At 59.8% G+C, this 26294-nt stretch carries 19 protein-coding genes and 1 pseudogene; 7 read left to right on the top strand and 13 right to left on the bottom strand.

The features are described from left to right. Positions 1–109 precede the first annotated feature (109 nt). From N2A41_RS24825 to N2A41_RS33490, 7 genes are all read right to left on the bottom strand, one after another. Positions 110–1600 carry an alpha-amylase family glycosyl hydrolase gene (locus tag N2A41_RS24825; protein ID WP_260111333.1) on the bottom strand — a complete coding sequence of 497 codons (1491 nt, stop codon included), beginning with the start codon at positions 1598–1600 and terminating at the stop codon, positions 110–112. Further along, positions 1597–4353: an MGH1-like glycoside hydrolase domain-containing protein gene (locus N2A41_RS24830; RefSeq protein ID WP_260111334.1), complete on the bottom strand. Its 2757-nt coding sequence runs from the start codon at positions 4351–4353 to the stop codon at positions 1597–1599. The genes N2A41_RS24825 and N2A41_RS24830 overlap by 4 nt, the downstream gene beginning before the upstream one ends. 104 nt (positions 4354–4457) lie before the next feature. Beyond that, positions 4458–4667: a hypothetical protein gene (locus tag N2A41_RS24835; protein ID WP_260111335.1), complete on the bottom strand. Its 210-nt coding sequence runs from the start codon at positions 4665–4667 to the stop codon at positions 4458–4460. Further along, positions 4664–5920 carry a DUF2092 domain-containing protein gene (locus tag N2A41_RS24840; protein WP_260111336.1) on the bottom strand — a complete coding sequence of 419 codons (1257 nt, stop codon included), beginning with the start codon at positions 5918–5920 and terminating at the stop codon, positions 4664–4666. The genes N2A41_RS24835 and N2A41_RS24840 overlap by 4 nt, the downstream gene beginning before the upstream one ends. A 636-nt stretch (positions 5921–6556) precedes the next feature. Next, positions 6557–7840, bottom strand: a complete 1284-nt coding sequence (locus N2A41_RS24845; protein WP_260111337.1) for a glucoamylase family protein — start codon at positions 7838–7840, stop codon at positions 6557–6559. Then, positions 7782–8714 carry an L-lactate dehydrogenase gene (locus N2A41_RS24850; protein WP_260111338.1) on the bottom strand — a complete coding sequence of 311 codons (933 nt, stop codon included), beginning with the start codon at positions 8712–8714 and terminating at the stop codon, positions 7782–7784. Before N2A41_RS24850 ends, N2A41_RS24845 begins: the two co-directional genes overlap by 59 nt. Positions 8715–9083: 369 nt before the next feature. Continuing rightward, the gene (locus N2A41_RS33490) at positions 9084–9203 is read right to left on the bottom strand and encodes a DUF2934 domain-containing protein (protein ID WP_407768558.1); all 120 of its coding nucleotides are present in this window, start codon (positions 9201–9203) and stop codon (positions 9084–9086) included. Between the two features lie 483 nt (positions 9204–9686). Between N2A41_RS33490 and N2A41_RS24855 the strand changes: the two are divergent. The 3 genes and pseudogenes from N2A41_RS24855 (at position 9687) to N2A41_RS24865 (ending at position 16053) form a co-directional block, all read left to right on the top strand. Then, positions 9687–10451: pseudogene (locus tag N2A41_RS24855) on the top strand (protein-L-isoaspartate O-methyltransferase family protein). 3166 nt (positions 10452–13617) lie between these two features. Next, entirely contained in the window at positions 13618–14697 is a 1080-nt protein-coding gene (locus N2A41_RS24860) for a YihY/virulence factor BrkB family protein (protein WP_260111339.1), read from the top strand. Positions 14698–14769: 72 nt separating this feature from the next. Continuing rightward, entirely contained in the window at positions 14770–16053 is a 1284-nt protein-coding gene (locus N2A41_RS24865; protein WP_260059619.1) for a cystathionine gamma-synthase family protein, read from the top strand. Between the two features lie 65 nt (positions 16054–16118). Here N2A41_RS24865 and N2A41_RS24870 read toward each other — a convergent pair whose 3' ends face one another. After that, the gene (locus tag N2A41_RS24870) at positions 16119–16532 is read right to left on the bottom strand and encodes a cupin domain-containing protein (RefSeq protein ID WP_017967765.1); all 414 of its coding nucleotides are present in this window, start codon (positions 16530–16532) and stop codon (positions 16119–16121) included. 43 nt (positions 16533–16575) lie between these two features. Further along, a complete protein-coding gene (locus N2A41_RS24875) occupies positions 16576–17340 on the bottom strand; it encodes an SDR family oxidoreductase (RefSeq protein ID WP_260111340.1) in 765 nt (254 codons plus the stop codon). Between the two features lie 398 nt (positions 17341–17738). Here N2A41_RS24875 and N2A41_RS24880 point away from each other — a divergent pair, with 398 nt between their 5' ends. Continuing rightward, positions 17739–18197, top strand: a complete 459-nt coding sequence (locus N2A41_RS24880; RefSeq protein WP_170281015.1) for a carboxymuconolactone decarboxylase family protein — start codon at positions 17739–17741, stop codon at positions 18195–18197. 20 nt (positions 18198–18217) lie between these two features. Here N2A41_RS24880 and N2A41_RS24885 read toward each other — a convergent pair whose 3' ends face one another. Genes N2A41_RS24885 through N2A41_RS24895 form a run of 3 tightly spaced genes read right to left on the bottom strand, consistent with a single transcriptional unit; the run spans position 18218 to position 21376 of the window. Further along, positions 18218–19423, bottom strand: coding sequence for a thiolase family protein (locus N2A41_RS24885; RefSeq protein ID WP_260111341.1), 1206 nt, complete (start codon positions 19421–19423; stop codon positions 18218–18220). After that, on the bottom strand, positions 19401–20930 hold the full coding sequence (locus tag N2A41_RS24890) for a class I adenylate-forming enzyme family protein (RefSeq protein WP_260111342.1): 1530 nt from the start codon (positions 20928–20930) through the stop codon (positions 19401–19403). The genes N2A41_RS24885 and N2A41_RS24890 overlap by 23 nt, the downstream gene beginning before the upstream one ends. Before the next feature lie 29 nt (positions 20931–20959). After that, entirely contained in the window at positions 20960–21376 is a 417-nt protein-coding gene (locus N2A41_RS24895) for an acyl-CoA thioesterase (RefSeq protein ID WP_260111343.1), read from the bottom strand. Between the two features lie 50 nt (positions 21377–21426). Here N2A41_RS24895 and N2A41_RS24900 point away from each other — a divergent pair, with 50 nt between their 5' ends. Together N2A41_RS24900 and N2A41_RS24905 are read left to right on the top strand one after the other, a co-directional pair. Beyond that, positions 21427–22401 (top strand): zinc-dependent alcohol dehydrogenase family protein, encoded by a 975-nt coding sequence (locus N2A41_RS24900; protein WP_260111344.1) that lies wholly within the window; start codon positions 21427–21429, stop codon positions 22399–22401. 165 nt (positions 22402–22566) lie between these two features. Then, complete coding sequence (locus N2A41_RS24905) at positions 22567–22977, top strand: type II toxin-antitoxin system VapC family toxin (protein WP_260111345.1); 411 nt, start codon at positions 22567–22569, stop codon at positions 22975–22977. A 62-nt stretch (positions 22978–23039) separates the two neighbouring features. On the opposite strand, the gene katG is transcribed toward N2A41_RS24905, so the two are convergent. Next, positions 23040–25220 carry a catalase/peroxidase HPI gene (gene katG, locus N2A41_RS24910; RefSeq protein WP_260111346.1) on the bottom strand — a complete coding sequence of 727 codons (2181 nt, stop codon included), beginning with the start codon at positions 25218–25220 and terminating at the stop codon, positions 23040–23042. 143 nt (positions 25221–25363) lie between these two features. Here katG and N2A41_RS24915 point away from each other — a divergent pair, with 143 nt between their 5' ends. Further along, positions 25364–26278: a hydrogen peroxide-inducible genes activator gene (locus N2A41_RS24915; RefSeq protein ID WP_260111347.1), complete on the top strand. Its 915-nt coding sequence runs from the start codon at positions 25364–25366 to the stop codon at positions 26276–26278. Positions 26279–26294 lie beyond the last annotated feature (16 nt).

Raw genomic sequence — 26294 nt, forward strand, 5'->3', positions numbered from 1 at the left:
GCTCTTTGCGTCTTGCCTCCGTGTCAAACTCGCCAGCCGCCAGCCAGCCTCTCTTCGAAATCGTTCTGTACTTCAGCGAGATACTCAGCGAGGCTCGAGTGGGGTGGGGTTATCGTGCACGTAGCTCGAATAAACTAGATTTCCACGGCCGCAGATCAACATGCAATCCAACGTCCCTTATCTCGCTCCCGTTTCGGTCGTAGCAGTCTTCCGATAGTAGGTCGTTGAGGCGCCACTCTTTTCCTCGGAGTTCGTCCCACGGCAGATGGACAAGCGCCTGGGAGGCCGTTTCACTGAAGTTGATGACGATCAGGCAGCGTTCGTCGCTCTTGGCCCAACACCAGGAGAGAATGTTCCTGCAGCTCTGGTTGTCCGACCAGCCGCTCCGCTCGCACAGGCGCCATTCCCCATCCTTGAAGACATCGCCATGGATCGTCGTCAAGAGGCGTGCATAGAAGGCCGAGAGATCGCAATCGACCGACGCCACTGGGCGGCGGCCAAGGAAGACCGGAAGTCTCGTGGTTGCCCCCTCGAACTGTCCCTCGTGCAGCAGTTTCGCCCCAGTGAGCGTGAGCATTGCGACCGCCGCAGCGCGCGCCTTTTCAAGAGGAAAAGCGGCGGCGGCTCTGGGTTCATCGTGGTTCTCTATGAACCTGACCATTTTTTCCTGGTAGGCGGAATCCGCCAGAAGGTGCTGGCGCACGCTCTCGGCATCTCCATGTTCCATGCGGTCGTAGAGTTTCTTGTCGTAGCAATAGTCAAAGCCCTGTTGCTGCAGTTCCCACTCCAGGTCCCAGTAGGCCTCGGCGATGAACTTGAACTCAGGGTACCTTGATTTGATCGTTGGTATAATCGTCGACCAGTAATCGTCGCCCGGCTTTGCTCCGGCGCGGTCACCCCACGTGCGTTCGAAGATGGTGTTTAACACGAGCATCGCCATGTCGCAGCGGACACCCTCGCACTGCCCTGCGATCTCCGCGATTGTTTCAATTACGGTCTCCCGCAACGCTGGTGAAAAGGTGTTGAGCTGAAGAACATCGGGCCAAGCCGGAAAAAACGGATCCCGGCCGCGGGCGAACACCTTGCTTCCCTCCGTGACAAAGGAGGCCGGATCGTTTCTCGCGTCGTCATCGCTTCCCTGTACGAAATATCCAGGCTGAACGCGGACCCATGGATGGTCCGGCGCCACGTGGTTTGGCACGAAATCGAGGATCAGGCGCAGCCCGCGCTGATGAAGCATGGATCGGGCGACGGCGAGTCCCTGCGGCCCACCGAGGTGGTCATCAACGACATAGCGGCGCACGCAGTACGGGGAGCCGACGTTATCCTCCGGCGTAAAGTCAGGCAGGACACTCCTGAAGTCTTCAAGAAGCCCTTCGTTTTGCATGGAGATTTCGATCCCAGCGGGACTGCGCTCCCAGACGCCCATCAGCCAAACGGCGTCAAGGCCAAAGGATGCGATCCGATCCCACTCGTCGGCCGGCACCGAAGAAAGGTTCACGAGCCTCTGGTATTTCCGGCTCACTTCGCCAAGCCAGACCCAGGTATTTATCTCGTAAATGACAGGGTGTTTGGGCCATGTGCTCATCGTTTCCGTCATTTCGAATTTTGAGTGAACGCTGCCTGCTTGCCAACTTCCAACGCCTTTTGCGGATCCAGAAGACCGTAGAGCTGAATGGTCTTTGCGATGAGTCCGGTCCAGCCGGTCTGGTGGCTCGCGCCAAGCCCTGCACCGTTGTCTCCGTGGAAGTACTCGTAGAACAGAACGAGATCGCGCCAGTGTGGGTCGGTCTGGAACTTTTCGGTGCCTCCATAAACAGCGCGCCTGCCATGCTCGTCGCGCAAAAAGATGCGGCTGAGCCGATCGGCGATTTCCTTGGACACCTCGAAGAGGTTCATCAACTTTCCTGATCCCGTGGGACATTCGATCTTGAAGTTATCGCCATAGTATAGGTAGAAATTTTGCAATGCCCGAATGATGAGCACATTCACCGGCATCCACACCGGCCCGCGCCAGTTCGAATTGCCGCCGAACATCCCGGTGTTCGATTCACTTGGCAGATAGTCCACTCGATATTCCTGACCTTGCACTTGGAAGACATACGGATCCCGCTCATGGACCTTGGAGAGCGAGCGGATGCCGTAGCTGCTCAGGAACTCGTTTTCGTCAAGCATTCTCGAGAGAATTCGGCGAAGCCGCTCCGAGTTGACCAGTGCAAACATCCCTCGGTCAGACACGCCATAATGACTAGGTCCTGTCACATGAATGTTTTGCTGCAACTCGGGCATGCGGCGCATGCGTTGAGCCAACTGTTCCATCGCCCGCGGAATGCGCTCGCGCTGCCACGGCTCCATGACCGTCGCCGCACACAGGGGCAATAGCCCTACCATCGAGCGCACTTTGAGCCGCGTGCCGCTGCCATCAGGGAGCCGCAAAAGGTCGTAGTAGAAGCCGTCCTCTTCGTCCCACATGCCGCCCTTATCCGGCTGGTTCATCGCCCCTGCGATATAGTAGAAGTGTTCCGCAAACTTCACGACCATATCCTCATAGGTGGGGTCGTGGACCGCGAGCTCCACCGCCAGCTCCATCATATTCTGACTGAAAAGAGCCATCCAGGCCGTGCCGTCGGCCTGCTCGAGATGGCCGCCAGTAGGCAACGGAGCGCTGCGGTCGAAGATGCCGATGTTGTCCAGACCGAGGAAGCCGCCCTCGAAGACATTCTTTCCAAACCGATCCTTGCGGTTGACCCACCAGGTGAAGTTCAGCACGAGCTTGCTGAATGCCTCTCTGAGGAACTGGACGTCCGTCTCACCGCGCAGAGCTTGCTCGGTGCGGTGCAGGAACAATGTCGCAAAAGCGTGGACCGGGGGGTTCACGTCGCCGAAGTTCCATTCATACGCGGGCATCTGGCCGTTCGGGTGCAAGTAAACGCCGCGTAGCATCAGTTTCAACTGGTCCTTGGCGAAATCGGGATCGACGATTGCGATCGGGAGCGTGTGGAAGGCCAAATCCCAAGCCGCATACCAAGGATACTCCCATTTGTCGGGCATCGAGATGACGTCTTCATTGAGCATGTGGAACCAATCCGAGTTGCGAGTGTGGCGATATCCGGCATGCAGCGGATTGGAATGGTGCTCGTCCAGCCAGTTGTCACCGTCGAAGAAATAGAACTGCTTGCTCCACAGCATGCCGGCAATGGCCTGACGCATCACGTTAGCCGCGTCCGGAGAGACGGATGACGGGGTCAGCGAGCTATAGAATTCGTCCGCCTCCTGCAGCCTCTCGGCCAGAGTCTGGTCAAACTCCTTGCCAAAGCCATATAGGGCAGTCCTGGCTTGCGCAGTCTTTGCAGCGCTCAGACGCAGCCGCACGGTCGCCGATTGGCCGGGAGCTATCGTCATGCGATAGTGCGCCGCGACTTTAGTACCCTGTCTTTCAGGGTTTACTGCGTTCAGATCGCCCTGGACCACGAAATTGTTGATGCCGTCCTTGACATAAAGGCTCTCGTTCCTTTGACCAGGAAAAAGCCTCTCGGCGTTTGTCTCATTTTCAGTGAAGAGCAGCGGCACGTCGCCTTCGCAAGATAGAAGGAACGCACCTCCCACCGAATCGGTTGCGGCTACCGTGCTCTGACCCGCCGCCGCCTCAATCTGCCGCAGGTTTGGTTTCCGGGCGGCTCTGCTCGTTTCGGCAATCCAGCTCGCCCAATCGTTCCGAAACCACAGCGTTGGCAAGAGATGTAGTTCGGCCGCGTCCGGTCCACGATTGAAAGCAGTAATCTTTACAAGAATGTCTTCCGGAGCAGCTTTGGCATATTCCACGAAGACGTCGAAGTAACGATCATCATCAAATACACCGGTATCAAGCAGTTCGTACTCGAATTCGTTTCGAGAGCGCCGTCCATTTGTCTCCACGAGATCTGCATACGGGAAAATCGCCTGCGGGTATTTGTACAGGTACTTCATATACGAATGCGTCGGTGTGCTGTCGATGTAGAAGTAATACTCTTTCACATCTTCGCCGTGGTTGCCCTCGTTATTGGTCAACCCAAAGAGCCGCTCCTTGAGGATTGGGTCTTTTCCGTTCCAGAGAGCCAGCGCAAAGCACAGGTTCTGTTTGTCGTTCGATATGCCGGCGATGCCATCCTCCCCCCAACGGTACGCACGCGAACGGGCGTGATCGTGAGTGAAATTCCAGGCATCCCCTGTCTCGCTATAATCCTCGCGGACGGTGCCCCATTGTCGCTCGCTGAGATAGGGACCCCATTTCTTCCAGTTTATGCCGCGATCCCGCGCCTCAGCGAGGCGCTTCGTTTCAGCGCCGGTTCGAGCAGATGCTAGCTTCTTATCCAACTGACCCCTCCATCTTCATGACAGCGCACCGACGAGTCGCGCCGCCGCTTAGGTCCCGCAGCGAACGCGGCATTCTGCAGGGCGGGCCAATTCATGGGCCCTGGCTAGCAATTATAGGCACCAGCGGCACAGCGCCGAGTCGTTCGTCGGGCGACGCCCGCCACGCTGACCGGCGTCAGCGGTCGACCGACTACGGCGACGGCATCAGAAACGAAGCGGGGCATCGGAACAATTGACTGATCCCCCACCAAATCACCGACCAGCAAAGCCGCCGAAGCGAGACAGATGATTCCCATGCGTCTCAAAAGGGTCATTTTTTATCTCCTCTTACGAAGTTCCCCGGCAAATCACCCACATTACTCTGGATGTCCTTGATGTTGACTTTTTCGGCGTTTGTCGGGTTCTTGAAGCCAAAATCACCCGGCATGAGCTCATCCCCCGACTTCCAATCCCGGACTTGGACGCTGTATTCCGGTCCACCCTTGACCGTCGTCGAACTAATGACCAAGCGGCACGGGTAAGGTTGAGCTCCTTGGGCGACCCAGATCTGGAAATCTACCTCGTCCTTGCGAAAGGCGAGAGAATCGCACTCAGCACCATTAATGACGCCGCTTCCCAGATCTTTCGAATCGTAGACACCCTGCATCAGCTCGTCATATGAATTGGTCATCAACAAGTCGGCGGCAGGCAACGGCAATCCATACTTGTCCTTTAGCTCGTCTATCAGATGGTCGACCGTGCCAGGAATATCGACTTGCGTATACTTGTTGAGGTTCTTTCCCAAAAGGGTGAGCGTTTTTCCGTCGAACAGCGCCTCGGTCTCGACAAAACCACCGGAACGTGTGGTGTGCACCTTGTCAGGCCGGCTGAGGATCACAGTCCCTGAACTTGCCAGCCCAAGTTTTTGCTCACTGTTGGTGACAACCTGGAGATTGGCATCGTATGCGAAGGATATGGTCTTCTGGGCTGCCAGATAGTCGGACATGCCCTTGAGCAGCTTCTTGGCTTCAGCCGAGTCGGTGAGCCTCACGAGCTCAACTCGGCGGTTGAGAGCCTTTCCTTCGGCTGTCTCATTGCTGGCGATTGGCCGCGTCTGCCCCGCGCCTGCCGCTAGTAACCTGTCAGTATTGACCCCCCGTTCAACCAGCGCCGCCTTGATGGCGTTGGCCCGCTCAAGTGAAAGACGTTCATTGGTTTCTGCATTGCCGCTTGCGTCGGTATGGCCGACGATTCTCAGGCTCCAATCAGGGAAGTTCTTAAGTGCAGTCGCTATGTCATCGAGAAGCGTTTCAGCACCAGGTTGCAGTGTTGACTTGCCAACGCCGAAACGCAGGCCATAGACATCGTACTGATCCCTGGTCTGCAGCGCCTGCTGCATGGCTTCTTTACTGTAGTGCTTGGCCTCGTCTTCCTGGGACCAGGATGTGGTGTTTGCAGCGACTACGAAGGCAACTGTCAGGAAAATTTGTCGAGCAATTCCCCCATGCCCCGGGGTATTTTCGCTAAGTTTCCGTCGGGCCTTATTGTATTCTCTGCGATCGAGCATCTTAATATGTGTGCTAAACATCGGATAAATCCTTCTCACTGGTTTGTGAATATGATTACCGAATACTGTGTGCCTCAATTCCACACGTGCAGAACAAGCAAAGTAAAGTTGCCGCTGGCGTGCGGCCGAATCTATGGATCAGACTTTCAAGCCTGTGCCCGCATGGGTTGAGCCGCGCACGGTCTGGGCGGCTCCCGTCATATCGCCGTTCCTGCGCGTAGACTAAGTTTAATGAGACAAAGACGACCAAAGCCGGTCGCGTGAATTGAATGCATGCGTTTAGAAAAACGGGAGATTCGACGAATTTGGGATAGGATCAGGTAGCATTCTGCGCCCATGCAATAGTCCGCTCGGCCGGGACACCCACCTTCCGCACCGTCCCGATCCATAACCCTAATGCAGCAACCAGAGAATACATTAGAATTTGGTTAAATGCAACTTACATTGGGACCGAGACGACAGAGCCAGAGTCGGCCAGGTGCGTTCAGGGCACGGAGATCGAGACCGCCAGCTGCAGGTTCCCGCATGCCGCGGTGGCGCCCAGCGGTCGCCAGCGGCAATCATTTTGTCGGCGGTTGCGTTCTGAGGCAAAATGATGCATCGGAGTTGTGGCCTCCCCTGCAACGAGGCGACGGTGATGGGATGACGAGCGGTCACTTAAAGCCAGCCTGAAGAGAATCCTGCGCGTCGTAATCCGGTTACAATGGGCCTGCAACGGCGCATGATGCTCCAGAGCAATCCGGTCCGATAATTTTCGATCATCAGGACGACGGGTCCTTGATCAATGCCGAAGTGATGCGGGCTTACCCACCAGCCGGTCGGGCTATTTTCCACGACATATGTTTGATTGAACGACGGCTTGAAACCGTAAAGCCGCGTCATGCCGAGGTTCATTCGCGCAAAATTGCCCACCGTCGGCACAACGATTTCCGGCGCGAACGGCAGCGAGGCGACGGCGACCCATGGTGCGATCGTGCCGTCGTCAGGCCCGAAGGGAGCCCCGCGGGCGATATAGTCGAAGTACTCCCGATCGACCCCTTCTGTCGTCCGCTTGCCCCAGCCAGGCCCGTCGCACGCTGTAAACCCCCAACAATGTTCGCCATACCCTGCAAAGTTCATCGGGTTGCGGATTGCATATTCCTGCTGGACATATGTCGCATGCCGGCTGTTTTCGAAATAATCGGTGTCATGCTCGCGCATGAACGCATCGCGTATGCCTCGAAAATCTATCCACATATGTGACAGCTGGTGGGTGAAGAGCGGTCCCGAATATAGCAGTTCCCGGCCGTAGATATTCCTCCATTCGTAGCTCTCGGTGTAGGCGGCGTAAGATTCGGGCGGCAGCGGGTGAGTTGGGGATCCGAGACCAATGATGTAGAGAAGCAGGCCTTCATCATAGCCGCGCCATCGATAGGGGATGAAGCCGCTCTCCGGACGCCAGCCATGCGTCAAGGTTGCGCCGCCGTCGCGGGCCCAATTCCAATCGGCCCGCTCGTAAAGCGCCGTTGCGAGCCCGCGGATTTCCGCCTCATCGGCCGTATCCCGATCAAAGTAGGTGGCAACGGTCAAGGCGCCCGCAAACAGGAAAGCGGAGTCGATTGTCGACAGCTCGCATTGCCAAACTCGGCGGCCCGTTTCGATATCCAGAAAATGATAGAAGAAGCCCTTGTAACCTGATGAATCCGGCTCAGGTCCCTGCGGGCATGCCATCAGGTATCTCAGGCGGCTGCGGGTGATCTTTGCCGCAAATTCGCGGATGAGGACGCGCAAGTTCCCTATGGCAATCGTCATGAACCACGGCGTTGTGCAAGTCTCAGTGCAACCAGGCCCTAAACCTGTTCCGAGAGATGGACAACCAGTCCTTCCGGCCCATCCTTCGATTTCAGAGCGTCGTCGCCTCGAACAACCCCCTAAGCAGAGAAGCGCTTCGTTGAAGTGCACTGCGTTCCTGCGTGTCGAGCTCAGGGAGCAGCTCGGCGGCAATGCCTTCGCGGCTCACGACACGCGGGACTGACAAGGCGACATCTCGCACGCCCTCGACAAGCGCGGTGACGCTCGAAACCGAAAACACGGCCCGCTCATCCTGTCTTATCGCCCCGACGATCCGCGCGAGACCTGCTCCAATACCGTAGTAGGTAGAACCCTTGCCCTTGATGATTGTGTAGGCAGCGTTGCGGGTCTCGCTGTCAATTGTAGCCCGTACTGTTTCGGTGATGGGCGCGCCTACCTGTTCGCCGAAAAGCGCAATCGAAACCGTGCCGACCCTGGCGCCGGACCAGGCCAGCACCTGACTATCGCCGTGCTCGCCGAGCACGTAGGCGTGAATGGAGCGCGGCGACACGCGCAGGTGAGCCCCGAGCAGGCTGCGAAACCGCGCAGTGTCAAGGATTGTACCCGAGCCGATCACCCGGTGGGCGGGCAATCCCGAATAAACCGAGGCGATCTGGGTCATTATGTCGACCGGGTTGGACGCGATGAGCAGAATTGAATTGGGGCAGACGCGCATGATCTCGCCGACGACAGTCCGGAAGACAGCAGCGTTGCGGTTCAGCAGGTCGGTCCGTGTCTCGCCGGATCGCTGCGCGACTCCTGCGGCGATGATGACTACGCCGGCATCTTGCAGGCGGTCATAGTCTCCATGGACGATCGAGGTTCCGGAGGCAAATGGCATCGCGTGCGCGATATCAAGGGCGTGTGCCTCGGCGAGAGCTGAATGAAGATCAACCAGCACAACCTCGCTCGCCACGCCTCGCAAGCCGAGAGCGTACGCGGCCGCACTACCCACCATTCCGGTTCCGACAATACCGACTTTCATCCTGCATCCCACGCTTGATCGAGATCAAACGCCTATTTTAGCTGATCCATCGCTCTGACCCCAGCCATTTATAGCGGGCGTCTAACCCAAGCTTGCGGGGCTCCGCTCCAATTCCGACACGACGCGGCGATGGCCGTTCGCGGGCGGAATTTCAACATCGCTACCGCGAGAGTCACCTGCCTCGACATGCTTTGGCAGCAATACTCCGCCTGCGTGCTCGAACGACTGCCCAATTGTCTAAGCATTGTTACAGAGCTATTTTTGTAGTAGGCAAGCTTGTGGCTCGGATACTACGTCGGAGTTTTTGCGATCGATTTCGTCCCATTGCTCCTGCGACGTCTCACCGTCGTTGTCGCCGGCCAATTCATCTCAGGCTCGTTGCCAATGTCGCAGATCCGCTCCCTCCGGGTGCCCCTCGCTCTCGCATATTTCGTGAGCTCGCCTTCGGATCTGGTCGTACTTGTTATCCGCTATAACGCTTTCCTCCAAAGCACAGATGAGTTTGTCTCAGGAAGATGTAGAGGCAATTGCGGTCGCGTCGATACCACTCCGTCATCGCACAGATCGCATGCTGAACCAGGTGGCTTAAGGCAACTCCCACCGTGAAGCCCTTAGGTGAAAATTGGGCGCTGAATTTTTAGCTTAACGGTTTGATTGAAATCTGAAGCTGAAAGCCGCAAACACTTTTTTGATGCGCGGCGACACGGGGGCGACGTCAAATTTTGGCAGCCCGTTGCATATTAACCTGATGAGGAAACGGCGTATTTTCCCATAACGGAAGCTATTTGCCGCTTACCTTCCGTCACGACTTCCCATCCTCCATTGAACAAACATCGGGATAGAGATGATTTGGAACCGCAAAATGCAAAAGAGGAACAGGTCAAAGCGATGCTTGGAGATTTGCCCATGCCGACTGCGATGTTGACGGCCGACGAACTGGCGGTGATCCGCCGCGCTTACGCCCATTAGGTGATGGCAACCGCCGCAACCAACAACCCGCGGATCGAAGCGGCGGCGGATATCGCCCCTCCCCTCCTCCGACTTGGTTCTGGATTATCAGGACGTGTTGTTCGCCCTGCAATCCGATAAGGGTGTCAACAATGGCAGCCCCTCGCTGCATGCCCGACTACTGACAGCGCCAGACATAAACCGGCGATCATATCGCCCATATCGGTGGGCACCGGCTCCACCGGCTATTACAGCGCAATTCTTTCTGAACTTGCCGGAGCTTCCGGTCATGTCCATGCCATCGAGCTGGATCCCGATCTCGCTGCCCACGCTCAAACAGCACTTGCCGATCGGGCCAATGTCAGCGTCATTAACGCCAACGGCAGCCATGGCCGCAACAAGAGGTGGATGCGACTATGTGAATTTCGCCGTCGCGCGGCCCGCGGAATCTTGGATCGAAAGACTGCGGCCGGGGAGCGCCTCGTGCTACCGCTCGGCGTACCGCCCTAGGACCGACCGTCAAGAGGTGGCCGGCATGCCTTCCATGGTGCTGCACTTTGCATCGAGCGCCGCTGGGGTGGATTTGCGGCGCGTTGGATCGGTGCGGCCTGTTTCGTCTGCGCCAATGGTGGGTTCTCAGTCGACGACAATGAGATGGAGGCACCGACAGCCGCATTCAGGCGCGGCGGCATCGAGTTCGTCAAAAGTCTGCTCTGGAAGACGGAGCCGCAGGTAGAGCGCAGCTGGTATATCGGCGACCAATGGGGGTTCTGTTATGACGACGTATGAACCATCTGGGCGGAACTCGGCGGCCTGATCTCCGCGAGGAACAAGAGTGATGTGGATGCAGCTCACCAAAGAGCTCGAGGTTGTCGACGCAGCAATGCCCTTCGATCGACGCGGTCATCTCGCCTCGCTTCTGACCGACGGTACCATTACCATATCAAGCATTTGATGCGGGAGAACACACGGTAGCGCGCCCGAAGCCGGCTCGGAACCGAACCAATTTCAGGCTCCGCGCAAGCTCGCCCTCAGCTCCCTGCCTTCTCCGGCGCCGAGGAACCTACAGCTGGGATTGTCGGCCTTCATCTTTGATGATCGGACCAAGCGCCAGGATTCGAGTGACGGCGACGCCGGAGGAGGTTGAGACGGCATTGATCACCTACGGCTGGCTCACATTTTGGTCTGCATGCGTGGGATACGGTGCGCCAGCAGCAGATCTGATGGTTCCGAGACACTGACGCGAGCTGACCGACGCATTTGACGCCCCTCCTCGATGAGGCCATTCAGATCTGTGCCAAAGATCAGCAAGCCGCCGCGGCCACTCCGGGGAGTGCCTTAGCCAAGGCTCGCCAGCGACCCATGGAACATGCCTCACTGCCTTGCTGCTGAAGCTGCGGCCGCGGCACAAATCGGCGATACAGACAACCTGCCCCACCCCGGACGCCAGATGCCTGGACTTCTTACCGGGAGCTGATTGGCGCGCACAGGAAATGAGGCTTCTCCGCCCGTCCGGGGCCTTGCCAGAATGACAAAAGCCCGGCGCGGGAGAGGTGCGCCGCGCTTCGATAGTGACCGACAGCCTGGGAGGAGGAGTGCTGTCCGTCGGGCCGAAGCGGCTTGGAGGTGATAAGGCTTCGGTGTGTCACGAGGTCGTACCGCAATGCGGCAAATCCAAGCCTGGGGGCGGCCTGGATATCGCAGACGAGCACCCATGCAGATGAAGCCCTCTCCCGCACAGGATTGAGGCCGACCGCTGGGTTGTCCGCGGACAACTCGCGAACGATGTCCCGAATGGCGGATCTGCCCACAACGGTGTCATTTATGTGCGCGATAGGAAGCCTGCTGCGGGAGCGCCAAGAGCTGAACAAGAAAGCGGGTTACGGCAATTGATATCGGGGGTACACCTTGGAACCCGGGCTCCGCATCCATCCGGCTCGTTTATCTCCACCCGAATGGCTTTCACGCTGGAAGAGGTATCGTACAAAGGCGATCGCCAACTGGCCGAACTTGCCAGCGACGGCGACAACGAGAATCATCCTTCCGAAGACATGCGGCTGCTGCGGCCAGCGCTCCACCCTCCGCTGCATCATCCAGGTTCCAGCCTTGGCCGGCCGCAAACCTCATGGGGACGGGCCATACGACCCAGGTGGGGGGGCTTATCTGTGGAAGCGGCGAAACTGGCGGGTTGACGGATGCGGTGCCGTGACGTGCCGCCTCTCTACCCTCTGCCGAGGCGCCCTGCACGGGTGGCCACCGGCTCCCGACCAACCCAGTCGGCCAGACCAGCAGAGCCACCAGATTTGTCGAAGCGGCGCGTCGCCCTTAGTCAAGGAGCCTTTCGTCGAGCGGCGCGACCTTCGATTGCCGGCCGAGGGCCTGCAAGAACGGCAAGGACGGTGACGCTGGGGCCGAGCGCATATTTCTTTGACCATTAAAGCGATGGCGCCTACATCACGGTAATTCTTCAACTGTTAGGCACTCCGCTCCTCCTCAATCTCCGAGCAGCCTTCGGCACCGAGCACCAGTCGTTGCTCTTGGAGCCGGAAACGCGACGCCTGCTCGGCGTGCGGTGTAAAGCGACTTTCGATGACGTCAGACGGAGCCGTTCGTGCGAAGGCCATGACCCTGCAAACCAATTGCTGCGAAACCCAGTCCATGCACCAACGACCGAGTGCTGCCAAGTTGGCATCCGGTTGTCCGCGGACAACCGGATCGTCAGGACGCTCGGCTTTCGGTTCGTCGATTCGCCGCGGAAGCGTGAAGGGCTCCACCTGCCATCAAGCCGGCGCCTGCGGATTCGTCGGCCGCGTTGTGGCCGCCTCGCCGCCATCCGGACCCTTATACGGCTGAGCGGAGGAATCTCGCGGAAGGAGAGGGGCACCATCGATCGCGGCAAAATCGGCTGCTTGAGTCCGTCGGACCCACCAGCCGATCGCGGATGGGCAGCCGCCGACATAGACTAAGTCGATCAGCGTGCACCGACTATCATCGACATGCTTGCGGCAGCATGCCAAGCATATGCGGGGACGACAGCGTCACGTCTTCTCTGTCGCGACCTCAGCGCCAAGACGTCCTGCCTGATGGGCGGCATCCCCCTTCGATGTAGTTGCTTGATGGCGTGCGGACCTCGCTGTCAGCCACTTCAACTGCGTTCGACGCAGGGCGAGTTGCCAGAAGCTGTTTCAGCAAATGCGATGCCGGAGAAGCGCTTGCAGTGACGGTCGGGGAGGGGCCGTCACCGCAAAGTAGCGCAACGCCACGAACTGACCTGCGTTCGCCTCGGCGCGCTCACCTCCGACTCTTCGCGCTCAGCTCGCCGACACTTGGCCACTTGATCAATGCAGAGCGCGCCGCTTACTACGGAGACAATATCAAGCAACCACAGAAGCCATCGAGATCGCGCTGCAGGCGAGCATTCTTTGAGTGTCTCCGACGCCTGCCACGGTGGACACGAAGCGAAAACCGTCGGCCCGCATCCACGGATCGGTCTTTGCGCGATGATACCGTAAGCGGGTATTGCACGCCGTTGTCACCGGCGCTATTGTTTTGCGGACCGATGCAGAGAGCATCGCTGCAGATGCCGGTCGCCGATAGGCACCGGAATATCGGATGGCAGCAAAGGGAATTCAGATCCAAGCGGCGCTTCGGATATTGACTGCGCACCGAGTTCCGTCTCGCGGGGCCAAAACTGTCATATCCGGCAGATTTTGCAAAAGAGCGCTGGCAAGGCAGTAAGGGAACTGAAGCCGGTGTTTGCTTCCGCAGATTGAAATACTGTATGTGAAATCAATGGTTTGCTATCTTCGAAACTACTTCACCTCGCCTCCTCTAGGCGCTACTCAGCGCAGAGTCGGGGCTACGCTGCCGCATCAAATGTCCGCAGGAAAGCAATGGGCCTGCATCCTTTAGCGGCACGCCGCGTTATCTCCGCACTAGATCGGAGACCATCCACATGCGTGATGTGCTTCAACGTAGGAGATTCTCCGCCGCGGCTGCAATGATGGCCGCAGCGGTTGGCGCGCTTGTCTACATGCAGGCAATCGAGCGCAGGTCGACCGACCCGTCTGCGAAACCTGGCCACGCAGTTGACGATCATGGCCGCAGCGCCAGCACGCCCGAGGCTATCCCTTTCAGCGGCCTTCGCGACGTATTCTGGCGCGTTTTCCATGAAATTCTAGATGACAGGGTCACTCTCATCGCGGCGGGCGTGACCTTCTATCTCTTGCTGGCGATATTTCCTGCCCTCGCGGCCCTGGTCTCTCTTTATGGGCTGGTTGCCGATCCCGCTACCATATCCGAACACCTTCGCGAACTGGCCGTCCTCATGCCACCTGGCGCATTCGATCTTCTTGCCGATCAGATCAAGGCGCTCGTGGAACGGCGCGACAGCACACTCGGCATCGCCTTTTTCGTAGGCCTCGCGATCGCGCTATGGAGCACGCATAATGGAACGCTGGCGATATTCGACGCCATGAACGTGGCCTATGAGGAAAAGGAGAAACGAAGCCTCGTGCGACTGAATCTGACGGGTCTCTGCTTCACCCTATGTTCAATGGCTTTTGCGGTCGTCATGGTGGCCCTCGTTGGCGTAATGCCAGTCGTGCTCTCCTATCTTTGGCTCGATCAATTCAAGGAGCACCTGGCTCTTCTTCTTAGGTGGCCGCTGCTCCTGCTCGTGGTTGCGGTGGCCGTCACACGGGTCTACCGCTTTGGTCCAAGCCGGGAGCCTGCAAAAGCCCGGTGGATGACGTGGGGCGCGGCTTTGACTACTGTTGGCTGGGCCCTCATGTCGCTCGGCTTTTCCTTCTATCTGAATCATTTCGCCAATTACAACGCGACATACGGCACCCTTGGAGCGCTGATCGGCTTCCTCATGTGGATGTGGTTGTCCGTTGTCATTCTCATCATTGGGGCAGAGCTGAACAGCGAACTCGAACATCAGACCGCCAGGGACACGACGACGGGGACACCGCTGCCAATGGGAGCGCGAGGCGCCTATGTCGCGGACACTTTGGGCGAGACCAGGAACTGACCGCGAAGATTGCTCCTCTCCTACAGTTTTGATGTATTCTGATATTTCGCCAGTCCGACACAGGAGATGATGATGACCGCCCCGCATCCTTCCAAAACCCATATCGGCAATCATGCCCTGCATCCCGAAACACAGATGCTGAATTATGGCTACGATCCGGAACTCTCGGAAGGAGCGGTCAAGCCGCCGGTGTTCCTCACCTCCACCTTCGTGTTCAAGACGGCCGAGGATGGCCGCGATTTCTTCGATTATGTGTCGGGCCGTCGCGAGCCTCCCGAGGGGAAGGGGGCCGGCCTCGTCTATTCGCGCTTCAACCATCCAAACAGCGAGATCGTCGAAGACAGGCTCGCCGTGTACGAGCGGACGGAAAGCGGCGTGCTGTTTTCATCCGGCATGGCGGCGATCACCACCACTCTACTCGCCTTCGTCCGGCCCGGCGATGCGATCCTGCATTCTCAGCCGCTCTACGGGGGAACGGAAACATTGCTGGCGAAGACCTTCCTGAACCTCGGCGCCGCCGCGGTCGGGTTTGCCGACGGCGTCAGCGAAGGATCGGTGCAAAAGGCGGCAGAAGAGGCGATGGCCAAGGGCCGCGTCTCCGTCATCCTGATCGAGACGCCTGCCAATCCGACCAACAGTTTGGTCGATGTCGCGATGATCCGGCGCGTGGCCGACATGATCGGTGCAAGACAGGGCCATATGCCGATCATCGTCTGCGACAATACCCTACTCGGACCGGTCTTCCAGCGGCCGATCGAGCACGGCGCCGATATATCGCTCTATTCGCTGACGAAATATGTCGGCGGTCATTCCGACCTGATCGCCGGCGCCGTCCTTGGTCGCAAGGCGGTCATCAAGCAGATCAAGGCCCTGCGCGGCGCGATCGGCACCCAGCTTGATCCGCATTCCTGCTGGATGCTCGGCCGTTCGCTGGAAACGCTGCAGCTGCGCATGGAACGGGCAAACAGCAACGCGCGGGCCGTCGCAGATTTTCTGCGTGATCACCCGAAGGTCGAGAAGGTTCACTACCTGTCCTACCACGATCCGGAATCGCCGGCCGGGCGGACCTTCATCGCTCAATGCACCGGCGCCGGTTCGACCTTCTCTTTCGACATCCGCGGTGGTCAGCCAGCCTCGTTCAAATTCCTGAACGCGCTGCAGATCTTCAAGCTCGCGGTCAGTCTCGGCGGCACGGAATCGCTTGCGAGCCATCCGGCCACCATGACGCATTCCGGCGTGCCCGCCGACGTCCGCCAGCGCATCGGCGTTCTGGAATCGACGATCCGTCTTTCGATCGGCATCGAGCATCCGGACGATCTGATCGCCGACCTGGAGCTGGCGCTGCAGGCGGCCTGACGCCGATCGCAGCGCTGTCATTGATATCGATGCCCGGCGACCCGGGCATCGGTGCGTTCATGACCTCATTTGTCGTCGGTCGTCAGTTCCGTCTCGTCAGTATTCAGTACGAAGACAGCAAGAAGGCGCGCCGGCTTTGTCTTGCTGGCGTTTTTGCTGACGCTGTGATGATCGCCGGGAAATTCGGGAAAGCTTTCGCCGGCCTTGTAAACCTTCTCTGGCCCGTCATTCACCTTGCTGGTGATCGCACCTTCGAGAACGGTGGCATAGATGAAGGCCGAAGCCGGGTGCGTATGGCCGGGCGAGGAACCGCCCGGCGCGTATTCGACGAGCACCCCCCGCATGCTCTTGCCGGGAACATTCGGAAGCTTCTGGTCGAAAACGACGCTTACCTTCGCGTCGCCGCCTGCGGCGTGAGCCTGAGTGCCGGCGGCAAGGACAATGGCGAGCGCCGCCGCCGAGATCATTTTTCTGAGCATGTCTGGTCTCCTGCGTTGATGGGAATGGGTCGGGCGCCCGATATCAGGCGCTCTTCTTCTGAGGCGGCTGCCGGCTCAGCCAATCGTCGAAGCGGATCTTGCCGAGCCGCGCCTTAGCGCCGGTCACGAGCGAATTATCCTCGAGCTCCACGCCGAAGTAGCGGGCGTGCGGATCCGCCATCACCTGCCGCGGATCGTTCGTCGCCTTGAAGAGACGCGTCACGATTTCGGTGAGGCGGACTTTCTCCGGCCCGCCGATCTCGATCGTGCCGTTCACAGGCGTGCCGAGCGCCACCTCGGCCATGACGTCGGCGACGTCGTCCGAGGCGATCGGCTGCACATAGGCCGGCGACAGATGTACGGTCTGGCCAACGGTACCCGACTGGGCGATGCCAGCCATGAATTCATGGAACTGGGTGGAGCGCACGATGGTATAGGGTATCCCGGAGCTCTTGATCAGCTCCTCCTGGGCCATCTTGGCGCGCATGTAGCCGCTGCCCTGCAGCCGCTCCATGCCGACGATCGACAGCGCGATGTGATGCTTGACGCCGGCGGCAGCCCCCGCCTTGAGCAGATTGCGGCCCGACGTCTGGAAGAATTCCAGAACGGCCTTGTCCTCGAACGAGGGAGAGTTCGCGAGATCGAGGACCACCTGCGCCCCGGCGAGCGCATCCGCCACGCCCTTGCCAGTGATCGTGTCCACACCCGAGTTCGGCGAAGCCGCCAATACCTCGTGCCCCTTTTTGCGCAATCTTTCCACGGTCTTTGAGCCGATGAGGCCAGTGCCACCGATAACGACGATTTTCACGGGTAGTCTCCTTTGTCCTTTACGAGGTGTTTCCTCTGTTGACTTGCCTTTGTTGACTTGAAAGCGAGGAGGCAACTGCTCGGCATGCCCCCGCCTCCTCGAGAGCGAAGCGACTTCATCGGGACCGTCGCCGGTGCGACCGATGTAAACCGATGGGCAGGAGGATGCGCCAGATCGCGGCCCCAAACTATTCTTCCTCGGTCGCTGTCAGCCTATGCGAACGTAGTAGGCCAGCTGGCTCTGCGGTCGAGGCAGTCGGCCGAATTGGCGGAACATCACATCGACAGGTATTGGCCAGATGTACCGTCGGGGCAGATGGCCGACCCGGAAGGCAAGGCGTATCCACTGGCCTGCAAGCCGAGGCTTGCGTCATCAATCCTCTCACGATGGAGATAAGAATGATCAAGCGTCTGAACTTCATGGCCCATAAGAACAGCGGCATCGACGGCCTCGTGGCCGTTGAAGGCTGGATTGCCAAAAGCTTCGATCCGAAGTTGCTCGAACTCGTCAAAGTGCGCGTTTCCCAGATGAATGGATGTGCGCATTGCCTGCACATGCACCGCCAGGACGCACTGAAGCTCGGCGAAACGGATGACCGGCTGCTGCTTCTGAACGCGTGGCGGGAGTCGCAGCTCTTCACCGCCCGGGAGCGGGCCGCACTCGCCTGGGCCGAGGCTCTCACTGAGATTGCGAAAGGCCATGCGCCGGATGATGTCTATGAAGAAGCGCACGCCAACTTCTCGGATGACGAGTTGGTGGCGCTTTCGATCGGCATCGCGATGATCAACGCCTGGAACAGGCTGGCGATTGGCTTTCGGCTACAGCATCCGGCCGATCACAAGCGCGCCGCCGCCTGACGGTCTGCGCCTTCGGCGGATCAGGAAAGCTGGGTAGCCTCGAACATGGCTGTCAGCCCGATGCCTCCGCCGATGCCGATCATCGCCAGGGCAGTCGCACCGGGCGCCCAGCCATCCCCGGTGTTGCGGATCAGCTGGCTGTACAGGCGGGTAACGAGGATTGCGCCGGAGGCCCCGAAAGGATGGCCCAAGGCAATGGCTCCACCGTTCCTGTTGATCGTGTCGGCAGGAATATCGAGCTGATCCAGCGATGCCAGAACCTGGGCCGCGAAGGCCTCGTTGAATTCGATGGCATCGATGGCGGAGAGCGAGAGCCCGGGCTGACGCTGCAGCAGCTTCCTGGTCGAGGCGACCGGGCCGATGCCGAGCAGGTTGGGGTCAACGCCGGCAGCGGCGCTGTCGATGAAGGCAAGGCCCTTTTCGATGCCCATGCTTCTCGCCATGCCGCGGCTCATAACGAGCACCAGGCAGGCGCCGTCGTTCAGCGGGCAGGCATTGCCGGCTGTTACCGAACCATCGGCCAGGAAGACCGGCCGGAGGTTTGCGAGCGCCTGGAGGGATGTAGCCGCACGTGGGCACTCGTCCCGTTCGATCAAACCGTGGCTGGCGGAAATGTCGACGATCTCGGGCCGAAAGATGCCCGCCTCGGCCGCCGTTACGGCGAGCCGGTGGCTGCGAAAGGCGAATTCATCCTGTCTCTGACGCGATATGCCGAACTGCCTGGCGACGTTTTCGGCGGCAATTCCCATTTCCGGGTCACCGATCGCGTCGGGCGAAAACCGGGCGCGCCCGTAAAAGCGGGGCAGCGCCCCATTCGGCTTTGGTCTTTCGACGCGCCATGGCGCGGTGCTGACACTCTCGACGCCGCCGGCGAGAAAACATGCGCCGGCTTTCGCCTGGATCAGTCGGGCTGCCATGATGATCGCTTCCAGGCCCGAGCCGCATTGCCGATCGATGGTCACTCCCGGAACCGTCATGGGCAGACCTGCGGTGAGCGCTGCCAGCCGCGCGATGTTTCCGCCGCCGCCCGCCGCATTGCCCACCAGCACGTCGTCTATGGTGTTGGGTGCAACTCCCGTTTCGGACACGATCCGGCGGATGATCGGCGCCAGCAGGTCTTCTGCTGCGACGGTCGACAGCGATCCGAACGCCCGGCCGATCGGCGACCGATAGGCGGCAACCACGACCGGCTGCCAATCCCCGTCAGGCTGATAGGCGTACGACAAAATCGCCTCCCGAAACCACGGCCCGCTCCACTTGTCCCCTCGAGATCTTGCCGCTGCTTGTCATCGGCCAGGACCTTATATGGTAAAATCGCTTGGGGATCTTGTACCTGGCGAGCATCCGCGCGCAATGATCGGCCAGGATTTTCGGGTCCGTCATCTCTCCCGAGACGACAGCGACGATCCGTTGACCGAAATAGGCGTCCGGCAGCCCGAAGACAACGGCATCTTCTACGCCGGGGCAGGCTTTGAGCGCGCTCTCGACTTCGGCGGGATAAACGTTGTTGCCGCCTGATATCATCATGCCGCCCGCCCTGCCGATCACCCGCAGTATGCCATTGGCATCAAGTTCGCCGAGATCTCCGACCGTCGCTCCCGCTTCCGTGACCCGGAACGCCTGACCGTCGTCGCCCCAAAGATATCCATCCGCGATCAGGTCGCTGTCGACGAATATGGTTCCGGCCACATCGGTCCCGACGTCGTTTTCATCGGGGTCACGAATGGAAATTTTGACGCCGGGATAGGCTTGCCCCACCCGCTCGATCGGAAAATCGATCTCGCCGCCGACAAGGGTCGAGACGGTCATGAAACCGAGCTCGGATGCGCCGTAATATTCCCGGATACGGGCCTTCGGAAACAGGCGACGCATGGATTCGACCCCGTTCCTGTCAAGCTTTGCGCCGGCGGTCAGAACGTCGCGCAGGGACGTCAGAGCGGGTTCGCCTGCCCACGCCCTTGCAATGCCGGCTATATGTGTCGGCACGGCGACCAGCCGCTCGATGTGCCAGGAGGAGAGCGTGCTTGCGACCGCGAGGGGGTCCCATTCCCGGACTGAATGGAAGGTTGCCCCGGCATCAAGAGCTTCGACCAGTGCATAAAGCGCCAGGCCATGCGCGAGGACTCCCGGGCACATTGTCGACGGCGCGTCTTCGAGTTCGAAAACGCCGCGTCCCCGATCGAGGCTCCGGCGCCACTGTTCGCGCGAGCGATAATAGGCCTTCGGCTCGGCGGTGGTCCCTGACGTGAAGCCGATCAGAAAGGTCTTGTCGGCATCGACCGGCAGCTCGGCATTACCTTCCGTCGAGGCAAGGTCGAAGGCCTCCGCTCCGGCAGCGACAACGGGAATGCCGAGTCTTCGGGCAATTTCGGCGCTCGGCCCAGTATTGTCGTCGACGATCAGAACGTCAGGCGCCAGGCGCTCGATGATGCGTTCGATCCTTTCCACCGGCATCATCGGGTCGATGACCGCACAGGCATTCGGCAACGCGGTGGCCGCCGCAAAATACTGGGCAAAGCCGCTGTGATTGCCAAGGCTGAGAGCGGCAAGCTTCTCCACACCGGGCAGATCGAGCATGCGGCGGTTCGAGCGAGGGAGATCTTGGAGAAACCGATAGATTGCCTTGGCGCGCAAATAGAGCTCGCCGTAGCTGAGCGAGTGCCCGTCGATCACCAGCGCCGGTTTGTCCGGTGTCTCCCTTGCATGTCGAAGAAGCTGCGCATGGATCGGCATGGACACCCGCTGGTTTGAATGATCGGCAATCAGCCGGGAGACAGAGCCGCTCTGGTCGCTTCGGGGATCGGCGTCGGGCGGCTGTCGGAGAGGCCGACGCAGACCCAGACGAAATGTGCCGATGCGCAATGGGCGCCATCGCGCTGGCGAAAGAGTCCTATGGCAAAGGACAGGCTCGTGCGCCCGATTTTTTCTACGTCCACCTTTGCCTCGACGACATCATCGAGGTCGATCGGGCTGTGAAAGATGATCTCCGCCTTCTTCACGTGATAGGCAACGCCGGAGGAGGTGTGACGGAAATGGCTGAGAATATGCCCTTGCCGCAGGAATTCGACGACCGCATCCTCGCAATAATCGAGATAACGGGAATTGTGGACGTGACCATAGATGTCGATGTCTCGCATCGAGACCCGGAACAATGCTAAAGGCCTGTCGTCAACGCTCATTCGATCACCAATTCGACGGAGTGATCTAATCGCAGTGTGTGGGGGATGCAATGCAATATCAGGCAGTCGTGCGCAAATTCGGCCGGGCTCAGGATGTCGTCGAACTCGGGGAGGCGGCGCTGCCGCCGCTGCGGCGCGACCAGGTGAGGGTGCGCCTGCTGGCGCGGGCGATCAATCCGTCCGATATCATCACCATATCGGGAGCCTATAGCGGACGCACGACATTGCCCTTCATTCCCGGCTTCGAAGCTTTCGGCGTGGTCGAACAGTGCGGCGAGGAGGTTCATGGGCTTCCCCTCGGAACACGCGTGCTGCCCGTGCGCAGCGCCGGCGGCTGGCAGCAATTTAAGGACACTGATCCAGGCTGGTGCCTGCGTGTTCCAGACGAGCTCACCGATTTCGAAGCTGCGACGAGTTACGTCAATCCGATGACGGCCTGGTTGATGCTGCATGCCAAGATCGGGCTGAGGCCGGGAATGCGCATCGCCATCAATGCCGCCGCCTCTTCGATCGGAGCGATATTGATCGGTCTCGCCAATAGCGCGGGCGTGGAGCCGATCGCCATCATCCGCAACGAAGGATCGCTTGAGCGCCTGCGCGGCCGGATCGAGGCTGTCATCGTCGACAGGGAGGAAAGCGAAAGCGATCTGGTCGCCGGGCTCGCCGGCCGGCATGGGCTCGACGCGGTGCTTGATTGCGTCGGAGGCGCGCACGCCTCAATCCTCGCGGATGCGCTTAAACCCGGCGGACACTTCGTGCATTACGGTCTGCTTTCGGGGCAGGGCATACCGGCTTCTTTCTGGATGTCACATCCCAATATTGCCTTTTCCTATTGTCACCTCCGGGAATGGGTTCATTCCGAAGCGATGAGCAACGTCCAGCGGGCCTATTCTGAGCTCGCCGCGCAGATCGCCTCGAAGGTCATCGCCACCGAGGTGCGGGAGGTGTTTCCTCTGGAAAAGGTCAGTGAAGCACTGGGATCCGCCGTTCCGTTCCGGACGGGCGGCAAAGTGCTGCTGGCCTAACGAACATGAGCAGGCCGCGACAACGTTTTGACGGCTGGCCGATCGCAGCATGCGGTGGGCATCGTTGCATAGCGTCTTGGAGCGCGGCCTCAGCGACGATTTCATGGCGGAAGGGCGAGAGCAGCCGGAGGAGCAGGAGAGACCGGGTCTTCAGGACCTGTTCAAGTGATCACGCATCTTATCGACACCAATGCGGTGATCGCCCTGATCGGCGGGAAATCCGAAACACTGCTGAAGAGCGTGATCGACAGCGATGAGGGATCGATTGGGCTGTCGACCGTGGTGATGCACGAGCTCTATTATGGCGCCTATAAAAGCGCGAAAATTTCCTACAAGCTCGAAACCCTGCGCCTGTTCGTGGCGGATTTCTCAGTTGTCGGTTTCGAGCAGGAGGATGCGTTGGCCGCTGGGGAGATCCGTGCCGCATTGGCGGCAAAGGGAACGCCGATCGGTCCCTATGATGTTCTGATCGCCGCTCAGGCCAGGACCCGGGATCTGGTTCTCGTCACCAACAATGTCGGGGAATTCCGCCGCGTCAATGGTCTGCGTGTCGAGGACTGGACGGTCGGGCGGTAGGTCCGGTCTCCAAAAAAATGCCCGGGCGCAGCCGAAACGGCGCCCGGGCAAAATGCTGCCGATCAGACGAGGTCGAAACGATCGGCGTTCATGACCTTGGTCCAGGCCGCGACGAAGTCCTTGACGAACTTCTTCTTGGCGTCGGACTGGGCGTAGACTTCGGCAAAGGCGCGCAGTTGCGCGTGCGAGCCGAAGATCAGGTCTACCCGGGTGCCGGTCCACTTGACGTCGTTGGTCTTGCGATCACGCCCTTCGTAAATCCCTTCCTTGCCGGCAGCGGGGGACCACTGCGTGCCCATGTCGAGCAGGTTGACGAAGAAGTCGTTGGTCAGCGTTTCCGGGCGGGAGGTGAAGACGCCATGCTCGGGAGCCCCGGCCTTCAGCACACGCAGGCCGCCGACAAGAACGGTCATTTCAGGTCCGGTCAGCGTCAGCAGCTGCGCACGGTCCACCAGGGCCTCTTCCGGCTTCATGAACTGCCGGCCACCGATATAGTTGCGGAAACCGTCGGCGCGGGGCTTGAGCGCCGCGAAGGAGTGCGCGTCGGTCTGCGCCTCGGAGGCGTCCATACGGCCTGGCGTGAACGGCACGCTGACCGCATGACCGCCGGCCGCTGCCGCCTTTTCCACACCGGCTGCACCGCCCAGAACGATCAGGTCGGCCAACGAGATCTTCTTCGCCCCGGCCTGGGCGGCGTTGAAGTCTTTCTGGATGCCTTCGAGAACGCCGAGCACCTTGGCGAGCTGCGCCGGCTGGTTGACCTCCCAGTCCTTCTGCGGGGCAAAACGGATGCGCGCGCCATTGGCGCCGCCGCGCTTGTCGGAGCCGCGGAAGGTCGAGGCGGACGCCCAGGCGGTCGAGACCAGTTCCTGCACGGTGAGGCCGGTTGCTAGCACCTTTGCCTTGAGGTCGGCGATATCCTTATCGTCGACAAGCGGATGATCGACGGCCGGGATCACGTCCTGCCAGATCAGGTCTTCGGCCGGAACCTCCGGGCCGAGATAACGCACCTTCGGTCCCATGTCGCGGTGGGTCAGCTTGAACCAGGCGCGGGCAAAGGCGTCGGCGAATTCGGCAGGATTTTCCAGGAAGCGGCGCGAGATCTTTTCGTAGACGGGATCGAAACGCAGCGCCAGGTCGCTGGTCAGCATGGTCGGCAGATGCTTCTTCGATGCATCATAGGCATCCGGAATGGAGGCGTCGGCGTTCTTGGCCTGCCACTGATGCGCGCCGCCCGGGCTCTTGGTCAGCTCCCATTCGAAAGCGAACAGGTTTTCGAAGAAGTAGTTGCTCCACTGGGTCGGCGTCTGGGTCCAGGTCACTTCGAGGCCGCTACCGATGGCATCGCGACCGACGCCGGTATTGAACTTGCTGATCCAGCCCAGGCCCTGAGCTTCGAGCTCGCCGCCTTCCGGGTCGACACCGACAAACGAGGGATCGCCAGCGCCATGGGTCTTGCCGAAGGTATGCCCGCCGGCGATCAGTGCCACGGTTTCTTCGTCGTTCATCGCCATACGAGCGAAGGTTTCACGGATGTCGCGGGCAGACGCCAGCGGATCCGGAGTGCCGTTAGGGCCTTCCGGGTTGACATAGATGAGGCCCATCTGCACGGCGCCAAGCGGCTCTGCCAGTTCGCGTTCGCCGCTGTAGCGCTCGTCACCCAGCCAGGTACCCTCAGGACCCCAGTAGAGTTCTTCCGGCTCCCAGACGTCGGCGCGGCCGCCGGCAAAGCCGAAGGTCTTGAAGCCCATGGATTCGAGCGCGACATTGCCGGTAAGGATCAGAAGGTCTGCCCAAGAGATCCTGTTGCCGTATTTCTGCTTGATTGGCCACAGCAGGCGGCGGGCCTTGTCGAGGTTCACGTTGTCGGGCCAGCTGTTCAGCGGCGCAAAACGCTGCTGGCCCTGACCGGCGCCGCCGCGGCCGTCGGTGATGCGGTAGGTGCCGGCGCTATGCCAGGCCATGCGGATGAACAGGCCGCCGTAATGGCCGAAATCGGCCGGCCACCAATCCTGCGAATCCGTCATCAGCGCGTGAAGATCCTTCTTCAGGCCGTCGAGATCGAGCTTCTTGAACTCCTCGGCATAGTCGAACGCCTCACCCATGGGATCGGCGCGGCCGGAATTGTGGTGAAGAATCTGCACGTTCAGCTGATTGGGCCACCAGTCGCGGTTGGATCTACCGCGAGGCGTATTGCCATGTGCAACAGGACATTTGCCTGCGCTGTCAGTGGGGTTGTCCATGATCGTCTCCTTCATTGCTTGATCTGTCTTCGGTCCAAAAAGATGAGCCGAGCTGGCGCCCCACTCTCTCCCTGAAGTCTTCATATCGGAAGCGCTTCATAAATTTAAGTTGGATTTACTGATCGTCGCGATAAGATGAAGTTATGAAGAACCTTACCCTGAAACAGCTACGTTATTTTGAAGCACTGGCAAGAGATGGCCGCTTCCGGCGCGCTGCCGACGCCTGTGCGATCTCCCAGCCGGCATTGTCAATGCAGATCAAAGAACTTGAGCAAGAATTGGGCGGTGAGCTTTTTGAGCGCAACGCGCGTGAGGTGAAGCTGACCGCCTTCGGTCAGACCGTGGCTCTCAGGATCCGCGATATCCTGCGTGGCGTGGACGAGCTTGCGGAGCTGGCGCGGGCGGCGCGTGATCTCTTCCTGACGCGGCTGCGCATCGGCATCATACCGACGATTGCGCCCTATCTGTTGCCGGCCATCATCAATGACCTGAACAAGAGCTTTGCGGGAATCCAGATCGAAGTGCGCGAAACGCAGACGTCGAAGCTGGTTCAGGAGCTGGCGCAAGGCCAGTTGGACACGGCAATCGTTGCTTTGCCCGTGTCGGAACCCTCCCTGGCAGAACTCGAGCTCTTCAAGGAAGAGTTCGTGCTGGTCCGGCGGCCCGAAGACGAGGGTAAGCCGGTGCCCGAACGCGAGGCGCTTCGCGAAATGCGGTTGCTGCTGCTCGAGGAAGGCCACTGCTTTCGCGATCAGGCCTTGTCGTTCTGCAAGGTAGGGCAGGCCCGTCCCCGGGAAGTCATGGAAGGCAGCTCTTTGTCCACCCTGGTCCAGATGGTCAGCGCCGGTATCGGCATCACCTTAATTCCCGAGATGGCCGTTCCCCTCGAAACGCGCTCGGCGCATGTCTCGATCTCCCGTTTTCAGTCTCCGCAGCCGTCGCGAACGATCGGCATGATCTGGCGCAATTCGACGCCTATGGCCAAACAGCTCCAGCAGGTTTCCGAGGCGGTCCGCCGCTCGGCCGAAACCATGCGCGAGCAGTATATCGTGCGGTGATGGAGCTTTCATCGTC

Origin of the sequence: Rhizobium sp. SRDI969 (assembly GCF_025152725.1) — a bacterium.
In the GTDB taxonomy this organism is placed as follows: Bacteria; Pseudomonadota; Alphaproteobacteria; order Rhizobiales; family Rhizobiaceae; genus Rhizobium; species Rhizobium leguminosarum_I.

Bases quoted from the DNA above. Each gene is read 5' to 3' on its own strand.
- N2A41_RS24825 (WP_260111333.1), bottom strand. From the start codon at position 1,600: ATGACGGAAACGATGAGCACATGGCCCAAACACCCTGTCATTTACGAG.
- N2A41_RS24835 (WP_260111335.1), bottom strand. From the start codon at position 4,667: ATGACCCTTTTGAGACGCATGGGAATCATCTGTCTCGCTTCGGCGGCT.
- N2A41_RS24840 (WP_260111336.1), bottom strand. From the start codon at position 5,920: ATGTTTAGCACACATATTAAGATGCTCGATCGCAGAGAATACAATAAG.
- N2A41_RS24850 (WP_260111338.1), bottom strand. From the start codon at position 8,714: ATGAAAGTCGGTATTGTCGGAACCGGAATGGTGGGTAGTGCGGCCGCG.
- N2A41_RS24860 (WP_260111339.1), top strand. From the start codon at position 13,618: ATGCGTGATGTGCTTCAACGTAGGAGATTCTCCGCCGCGGCTGCAATG.
- N2A41_RS24865 (WP_260059619.1), top strand. From the start codon at position 14,770: ATGACCGCCCCGCATCCTTCCAAAACCCATATCGGCAATCATGCCCTG.
- N2A41_RS24870 (WP_017967765.1), bottom strand. From the start codon at position 16,532: ATGCTCAGAAAAATGATCTCGGCGGCGGCGCTCGCCATTGTCCTTGCC.
- N2A41_RS24880 (WP_170281015.1), top strand. From the start codon at position 17,739: ATGATCAAGCGTCTGAACTTCATGGCCCATAAGAACAGCGGCATCGAC.
- N2A41_RS24890 (WP_260111342.1), bottom strand. From the start codon at position 20,930: ATGCCGATCCATGCGCAGCTTCTTCGACATGCAAGGGAGACACCGGAC.
- N2A41_RS24895 (WP_260111343.1), bottom strand. From the start codon at position 21,376: ATGAGCGTTGACGACAGGCCTTTAGCATTGTTCCGGGTCTCGATGCGA.
- N2A41_RS24900 (WP_260111344.1), top strand. From the start codon at position 21,427: ATGCAATATCAGGCAGTCGTGCGCAAATTCGGCCGGGCTCAGGATGTC.
- katG (WP_260111346.1), bottom strand. From the start codon at position 25,220: ATGGACAACCCCACTGACAGCGCAGGCAAATGTCCTGTTGCACATGGC.
- N2A41_RS24915 (WP_260111347.1), top strand. From the start codon at position 25,364: ATGAAGAACCTTACCCTGAAACAGCTACGTTATTTTGAAGCACTGGCA.